Annotated in this window: 8 protein-coding genes; 6 read left to right on the top strand and 2 right to left on the bottom strand. The window is 62.8% G+C overall.

The annotated features are described in order from the left end of the window. Positions 1-175: 175 nt before the first annotated feature. On the bottom strand, positions 176-817 hold the full coding sequence (locus NKH30_RS32810; RefSeq protein WP_352491100.1) for a TetR family transcriptional regulator C-terminal domain-containing protein: 642 nt from the start codon (positions 815-817) through the stop codon (positions 176-178). Positions 818-1,060: 243 nt separating this feature from the next. Between NKH30_RS32810 and aptA the strand changes: the two genes are divergently transcribed. The 5 genes from aptA to NKH30_RS32785 all read left to right on the top strand — a co-directional run bounded on the left by aptA (position 1,061) and on the right by NKH30_RS32785 (position 6,083). After that, positions 1,061-2,389 carry an omega-aminotransferase AptA gene (gene aptA / locus NKH30_RS32805; protein WP_352471500.1) on the top strand — a complete coding sequence of 443 codons (1,329 nt, stop codon included), beginning with the start codon at positions 1,061-1,063 and terminating at the stop codon, positions 2,387-2,389. Between the two features lie 139 nt (positions 2,390-2,528). Further along, entirely contained in the window at positions 2,529-2,948 is a 420-nt protein-coding gene (locus NKH30_RS32800) for an endonuclease domain-containing protein (protein ID WP_352503192.1), read from the top strand. Positions 2,949-2,951: 3 nt separating this feature from the next. Further along, positions 2,952-4,202, top strand: coding sequence for a Zn-dependent hydrolase (locus NKH30_RS32795; protein ID WP_352681865.1), 1,251 nt, complete (start codon positions 2,952-2,954; stop codon positions 4,200-4,202). A gap of 58 nt (positions 4,203-4,260) precedes the next feature. Next, a complete protein-coding gene (gene hydA, locus NKH30_RS32790) occupies positions 4,261-5,712 on the top strand; it encodes a dihydropyrimidinase (RefSeq protein ID WP_352681863.1) in 1,452 nt (483 codons plus the stop codon). A gap of 29 nt (positions 5,713-5,741) precedes the next feature. Beyond that, positions 5,742-6,083, top strand: coding sequence for a hypothetical protein (locus NKH30_RS32785; protein WP_031211553.1), 342 nt, complete (start codon positions 5,742-5,744; stop codon positions 6,081-6,083). A 35-nt stretch (positions 6,084-6,118) separates the two neighbouring features. Here NKH30_RS32785 and NKH30_RS32780 read toward each other — a convergent pair whose 3' ends face one another. Beyond that, complete coding sequence (locus NKH30_RS32780) at positions 6,119-6,523, bottom strand: cupin domain-containing protein (protein WP_023675871.1); 405 nt, start codon at positions 6,521-6,523, stop codon at positions 6,119-6,121. A 161-nt stretch (positions 6,524-6,684) separates the two neighbouring features. Here NKH30_RS32780 and NKH30_RS32775 point away from each other — a divergent pair, with 161 nt between their 5' ends. After that, positions 6,685-7,476, top strand: coding sequence for an ABC transporter ATP-binding protein (locus NKH30_RS32775; protein ID WP_352453396.1), 792 nt, complete (start codon positions 6,685-6,687; stop codon positions 7,474-7,476). The last annotated feature ends 225 nt before the right edge of the window (positions 7,477-7,701 follow it).

Here is a 7,701-nt window from a genome sequence, read left to right as displayed (position 1 = left end):
ACCGTGCTCAAAGGCCGGACATATGGACGCAAGCGATCGAAAACGACGCAAAACAACCGTTGCAGGCAGGGCGCCGTCCACATATGGATCCTGGGGTCTGCGCTGCGTCGCTCCGCTCCTTGCCGCGCCCCAGGATGACGAAGCAATGGGGGAGGTTTGCGACAGCCGAGCTGCCTCAGCCCTTCGGCTTCAGCCCGTCGATGAACAGTTGCTCGAGAAACCTTGCGGCATCCTCGAAGCGGCCGTCGCCGCCGCGGTCGGGGCCGAGCACGGCGCGGACCTGGACGTCGAAATCGGCATAATGCTGGGTCGTCGCCCAGATCGAGAAGATCAGGTGCCAGGGGTCGGTGCGGGCAATCTTGCCGGCGCGCATCCAGCCCTTGATGACGTTGGCTTTCTCGTCGACCAGCGTCTTCAACTCGCCTTCCAGCATCGGCATGATGCGCGGCGCGCCCTGCAGGATCTCGTTGGCGAACAGGCGGCTCTCGCGCGGGAAATCGCGCGCCATTTCGAGCTTGCGCCTGATGTAGCTGCGCAGTTCGGTCAAGGGGTCGCCGATATCGTCGAGTTCGCGCAGCGGCGCCAGCCAGGTGTCGAGAAGCCGCTGCATCAGCGTCTTGTGGATGTCCTCCTTGCGGCGGAAATAATAGAGCAGGTTCGGCTTCGACATGCCGGCGGCTTCAGCGATCTGGTCGATGGTCGAGCCGCGAAAACCGTTGGTCGAGAAGACTTCGAGCGCCGCCTCGAGGATGAGCTCGCGCTTTTCCAGCTGGATGCGGGTGCGGCGAGGAGCGGAGCTTTCGACCGCCCCCGTCACCCCGAAAAACTTTCGCCGCGAGGAGTGTCTGGACCAATTCTCTGGACCAGTTTTTCCTCGCCCTGTGGAGCGCACTTCGAAAGCCGCATTTCCGCTAGTAATCCCTTGACCGCTGATAAGGCGGTGCTAACGTTTGTCCAACCGGTCAAAAATTTGCGTAGCACGAAAACGTCGCGAAGACCAAGCGTTGGTAAGACCAAGCGTTAGCCGCACCGAAACAGGTTACAAGGGGAAGTCTTGGTCATGTCCAACCGGCTGAAAGTCACGCCGAACGATCTCAGCGCATTCTGGATGCCGTTCACGGCAAACCGGCAGTTCAAGCAGGCGCCGCGCATGATGGTGTCGGCCAAGGACATGCATTACACGACCAGCGACGGGCGCAAGGTTCTCGACGGCACTGCCGGCCTGTGGTGCGTCAATGCCGGCCACTGCCGCCCGAAGATCACCGAGGCGATCCAGAGCCAGGCGGCCGAGCTCGACTATGCGCCGGCGTTCCAGATGGGCCATCCGATCGTGTTCGAGCTGGCGAACCGGCTGGTCGACATCGCGCCGAAGGGCATGGACCATGTGTTCTTCACGAATTCCGGCTCGGAATCGGTCGAGACCGCGCTGAAGATGGCGATCGCCTATCACCGCGCCAAAGGCGAGGGCTCGCGCACCCGTCTGATCGGCCGCGAACGCGGCTATCACGGCGTCAATTTCGGCGGCATCTCCGTCGGCGGCATTGTCACCAACCGCAAGATGTTCGGCACGCTGCTCGGCGGCGTCGATCACATGCCCCACACGCATCTGCCGGAAAAGAACTCTTTCACCAAGGGCGTGCCGGAGCATGGCGCGGAACTGGCGAACGAGCTGGAGCGCATCGTCGCCTTGCACGACGCCTCGACCATCGCCGCCGTCATCGTCGAGCCGGTTGCCGGTTCCACCGGCGTCATCCTGCCGCCGAAGGGCTATTTGCAGAAGCTTCGCGAGATCTGCACCAAGCACGGCATCTTGCTGATCTTCGACGAAGTCATCACCGGTTTCGGCCGTCTCGGTACGCCGTTTGCCGCCGACTATTTCGGCGTCACGCCGGATATCATGACCACGGCGAAGGGCGTCTCCAACGGCGTCATCCCGATGGGCGCGGTGTTCGTGAAGAAGGAAATCCACGACGCCTTCATGACCGGCCCCGAGCACATGATCGAGTTCTTCCACGGCTACACCTATTCGGGCAATCCGATCGCCTGCGCGGCAGCGCTGGGCACGCTTGACACCTACAAGGAAGAAGGGCTGCTGACGCGCGGCGAGGAACTGGCGCCGTACTGGGAGGACGCGCTGCACTCGCTGAAGGGCGAGCCGAACGTCATCGATATCAGAAACATCGGCCTGATCGGCGCGATCGAGCTGGCGCCGATCGCCGGCCAGCCAACGAAGCGGGCCTTCTCGGCTTTCGTCAAGGCGTTCGAGCGCGGTGCATTGATCCGCACCACCGGCGACATCATCGCGCTGTCGCCACCGCTGATCATCACCAAGGGCCAGATCAACGAATTGATCGACCACGTGCGCGAAGTGCTGAGGGCGGTGGATTGAGGAACGCGCTGCAGCTTTCCCTCCCCCTTGAGGGGAGGGTGGCCGCGAAGCGGCCGGGTGGGGTCGGCGCGGCAGCGCGCCAGCCTGACCTTCGGCCGCATAGGTGCCTGTGATGCCCCGGACCCGCGTGAGCTTCGAAATGCGCCAGAAGGCGCGCGCGCTTCGAGTTCATGCGACCAAAGGCGAATCGCTGCTTTGGTATGAACTGCGCGAATTGAAATCGGCCGGGATGAAATTCCGCCGCCAGTGTCCGATCGGGCCTTATATCGTCGACTTTGCCTGCCTTGCGGTAAAGCTGGTCGTTGAAATCGATGGTGATCTGCACGAACAGGAGAAGGGCAAACGGCACGACGCCGTCCGTGATGCCTATCTGCGATCGCTCGGGTTCGATATCTTTCGCGTCGATGAGCCCGATGTCATAAACAGCGCTTGGCATGTCGCACAGGTGGTCAAGGAGAAGGTCGCGCGCATGTCAGCCGACCCCACCCGACCGCTTCGCGGCCACCCTCCCCTCGAGGGGGAGGGGGACGCTGGCGTGCCACAACCGATGAGGTTTTAGAATATGGCCGCCCCCGGCGAGAATCTGCGAATCAATTCAGACCGTTTGTGGGATTCGATAATGGAGATGGCGAAGATCGGCCCCGGCATTGCCGGCGGCAATAATCGCCAGACTGTTACTGACGAGGACGGCGAAGGGCGGCATCTGTTCAAGCGCTGGTGCGATGAGGCGGGGCTCGAAATGGGCGTCGACGAGATGGGTACGATGTTTGCCCGTCGCGAAGGCACCGACCCCAGCCTGCCGCCGGTCTATGTCGGCAGCCATCTCGACACCCAGCCGACCGGCGGCAAGTATGACGGCGTGCTCGGCGTGCTCGGCGGCCTGGAGGTCGTGCGCTCGCTCAACGATCTCGGCATCAAGACCAAGCATCCGATCGTCGTCACCAACTGGACCAACGAGGAAGGCGCCCGCTTTGCGCCGGCGATGATGGCGTCCGGGGTATTCGCCGGCGTGCTCGACCAGGCCGACGTCTATTCACATGTCGACAAGGACGGCAAGAAATTCGGCGAGGAACTCGAACGGATCGGCTGGAAGGGCACCGAGAAAGTCGGTGAGCGCAAGATCCACGCCTTCTTCGAATTGCATATCGAGCAGGGCCCGATCCTCGAGGACGAGGGCATCGACATCGGTGTCGTCACCCATGGGCAAGGGTTGAAATGGCTGCAGGTGACGCTGACCGGCAAGGAGGCGCATACCGGCTCGACGCCGATGCCGAAGCGCCGCAATGCCGGGCTCGGCATGGCGCGGGTGATCGAATTGGTGCACGAGATCGCCATGGACTATCAGCCCGACGCCGTCGGCGCGGTCGGCCATATGGAGGTCTATCCGAACTCGCGCAACATAATCGCCGGGCGCACCGTCTTCACCATCGACATCCGCTCGCCGGAAAAGGAGGTGCTGGACGCCATGGACGAGCGCATCCGCGAAGGCATCGACACGATCTGCGACGCGCTCGACATCAAATATCAAATCGAGCAGGTCGGCCATTTCGACCCGGTCACTTTCGACGCGGGCTGCGTCAAGGCTGTGCGGGATGCGGCGGAGCGCCTGGGATATACGCATCGCAACATCGTCTCCGGCGCCGGCCATGACGCCTGCTGGATCAACCGCGTCGCACCCACCGCAATGGTGATGTGCCCCTGTGTCGACGGGCTCAGCCACAACGAGGCCGAGGAAATCACCAAGGAATGGGCAGCGGCCGGCGCCGACGTGCTGTTCCATGCGGTCGTTGACACGGCGGTGATTGTCGAATGATGGGATAGCCTCGCAACGCCGCTCACAAGAAGCGCGAAGAGAATAAGGGAACAAGAAAATGTCCAAAGTCATCAAGAATGGCACCATCGTCACCGCCGACCGCACGTGGAAGGCCGACGTGCTGTTCAAGCACGGCAAGATCATCGGCATCGGCTCGGATTTGCATGGCGACCATGAGTTCGACGCCAGCGGCTGCTATGTGATGCCGGGCGGCATCGACCCGCATACCCATCTCGAAATGCCGTTCATGGGCACCTATTCGGCCGATGACTTTGAATCCGGCACCCGCGCGGCCCTTGCCGGCGGCACGACGATGGTCGTCGATTTCTGCCTGCCAGGGCCGCAGCAGTCGCTGCTCGAGGCCCTGCAGATGTGGGACAACAAGACTTCGAAGGCGTCCTGCGACTATTCCTTCCACATGGCGATCACCTGGTGGGGCAAGCAGGTGTTCGACGAGATGGCCACCGTCGTCGACAGGGGCATTACCTCGTTCAAGCATTTCATGGCCTACAAGGGCGCGCTGATGGTCGATGACGACGAGCTCTATTCGTCGTTCCAGCGCTGTGCCGATCTTGGCGCGCTGCCGCTGGTCCATGCCGAGAATGGCGACGTTGTGGCGGCGCTGTCGCAGAAGCTGCTGGCGGCGGGCAACAGCGGCCCGGAGGGACACGCCTATTCGCGCCCGCCTGAAGTGGAAGGCGAGGCGACCAACCGCGCCATCATGATCGCCGACATGGCCGGTGTGCCGCTCTATGTCGTGCATGTCTCCTGCGAGCAGGCGCACGAAGCCATCCGCCGGGCGCGGCAGAAAGGCATGCGGGTATTCGGCGAGCCGCTGATCCAGCACCTGACGCTGGACGAGAGCGAATATTTCAACAAGGACTGGGACCATGCGGCGCGCCGGGTGATGAGCCCGCCCTTCCGCAACAAACTGCACCAGGATTCGCTGTGGGCCGGCCTGCAGGCCGGATCGCTGCAAGTGGTGGCGACCGACCATTGTGCCTTCACCACCAAACAAAAGCGCAACGGCGTCGGCGACTTCACCAAGATCCCGAACGGCACGGGCGGGCTCGAGGATCGTTTGCCGGTGCTGTGGACGACCGGCGTCAAGACCGGCCGGCTGACGATGAACGAGTTCGTCGCGGTGACCTCGACCAACATCGCCAAGATCCTCAACATGTACCCGAAGAAGGGCGCCATCGTCGAAGGCGCGGACGCCGACATCCTCGTATGGGACCCCATGCGCAAGAAGAAGATCACGGCCAAGAAGCAGCAGTCGGTGATCGACTACAATGTCTTCGAGGGTTTTGAGGTAACCGGCTTGCCGCGCTTTGTCTTCTCGCGCGGCGAACTGTCGATCGAGGAAAACGAGGTCAAGGCGAAGCCCGGCCATGGCGAGTTCGTCGCTCGCGAGCCGAACGCGGCGGTCAACCGGGCGCTGTCGACGTGGAAGGAAATTTCCGCGCCGCGCAAGGTGGAACGGACGGGCATCCCGGCGACGGGCGTTTGAGCTTGGCGAGCCACGGAGCGATTATCTCAATGGCCGCGGTGATCCTTGCCGCCGGGCCGGCGGCGGCTGACGTCCTTGCCGGCTCCTTTGGCAATGAGGTCGGTTGCGCTGGTGTACGGCTCGGTTATCAGGACAGCGACGATTATGTCGTGCTGACCGCCGACGGCGTCGAAACCTATGGCAGCGGCTGCCAGTTCGCACAGCGACTGACGACGGCGCCTGGCACCCTGTTGTTGAGCTCCACCTGTTTCGCCGAGGGCGAGGAGGGCACGACCACGGATGTCGTCAAGGTCATCAACAGAGGAGGGGACGGTTTCTTCGTGACCATTCCCGGCCTTGAGGAGATAGGACCGCTGAAATCATGTTCGTGACGGTGCCGATGACGACCGCTGCCTCGATGCCGGCGTCAGGCGACCAACCCGTCCAGTTCCGGCAGCAGGACGACGCTTTCCTGTTCGTTGGGATCGGTGCGGGCAATGACCGCCGAGGCGGGGCCGTCGCTCAGATTGGCCGGCAGATGCGGCACGCCGGGGGGAATATAGAAAAGATCGCCGGCCTTGACCACGATATGCTGTTCGAGCCGGTCGCCATACCAGGTATGGACTTCGCCGGAGAGCACATAGATCGCGGTTTCATGGTTTTCGTGCATATGCGCCTTGGCGCGGGCACCCGGCGGCATGGTCAGCAGATGCATGCAGATGCCGGACGAGCCGACTGTTTCGGCGGCGATACCGGCGAAATAACTCAGGCCCTGCTTGCCTTCATAAGAGCTTTCAGGGCGGATAAGATGGCAAGTCGGTTTGGGCGACATCGGGGCAACTCCGGGCGTCTATCTGATGGGACAAGGGCGCGTAGAACTGGGGCGAGTAAAACTGCGGCGAGTAGGACTGGGCGAGTGGAAAGCAACATCGGGGTAAAATCAATGGGATTCCGGCCGGCGCCGCAGTGGCCGGAAGCGACAGGCTACGGCCGATGACGGGAGTATCGCCAGCCGTTGTTTCGGCAAGCAAGCTTGGCCTGACCTTCCAGACCAATGATGGTCCGGTACAGGCGCTGTCGAATGTCGACCTGACGATCGGCAAGGGGGAATTCGTGTCCTTCATCGGGCCCTCCGGCTGCGGCAAGACGACCTTGCTGCGCGTCATCGCCGATCTGGAGAAGCCGACATCGGGAGCCATCTCCGTCAACGGCATGACGCCCGAGCAGGCGCGCCAGAGCCGCGCCTATGGCTATGTCTTCCAGGCGGCTGCACTTTATCCGTGGCGCACCATCGAGCGCAATGTGGCACTGCCGCTGGAGATCATGGGCCTGTCCAGGGCAGAGCAGGCGGCGCGCATCAAGCGAACCCTCGACCTTGTCAATCTCAGCGGCTTCGAGAAGAAATACCCCTGGCAGCTTTCGGGCGGCATGCAGCAGCGCGCCTCGATCGCGCGGGCGCTCGCCTTCGACGCCGACCTTTTGTTGATGGACGAGCCGTTCGGCGCGCTGGACGAGATCGTGCGCGATCACCTCAACGAACAGCTGCTGGAGCTTTGGGAGCGGACCAACAAGACTATCTGCTTCGTCACCCATTCGATCCCTGAGGCGGTCTATCTGTCGACGCGCATCGTCGTCATGTCGCCGCGCCCGGGGCGTGTCAGCGACGTCATAGAATCGACGCTGCCGAAAAAGCGGCCGCTCGATATCCGCGAGACGCCGGAGTTCCTGGCCATCGCGGCACGCGTGCGGGACGGGCTGAGGGCAGGGCACAGCTATGATGATTGAGGGCGCGCGCGACGGGCTTGCGCGTTCAACGCAGGAGGTGCATCGCCCTCGCGAGGGACGCGCTAACCGTGCTTTCGTCATCCTAGGGCGGAGCCGCCGCGAAGCGGCGTGCGCAGACCCTGGGATCCATATGTGGACGGCGCCCTGCCTGCAACGGTTGTTTTGCGTCGTTTTCGATCGCTTGCGTCCATATGTCCGGCCTTTGAGCACGGTCCTTGCGGCCGC

Origin of the sequence: Mesorhizobium sp. M1273 (assembly GCF_040318195.1) — a bacterium.
GTDB lineage: Bacteria > Pseudomonadota > Alphaproteobacteria > Rhizobiales > Rhizobiaceae > Mesorhizobium.
This window is presented reverse-complemented; position numbering and strand designations above follow the sequence as displayed.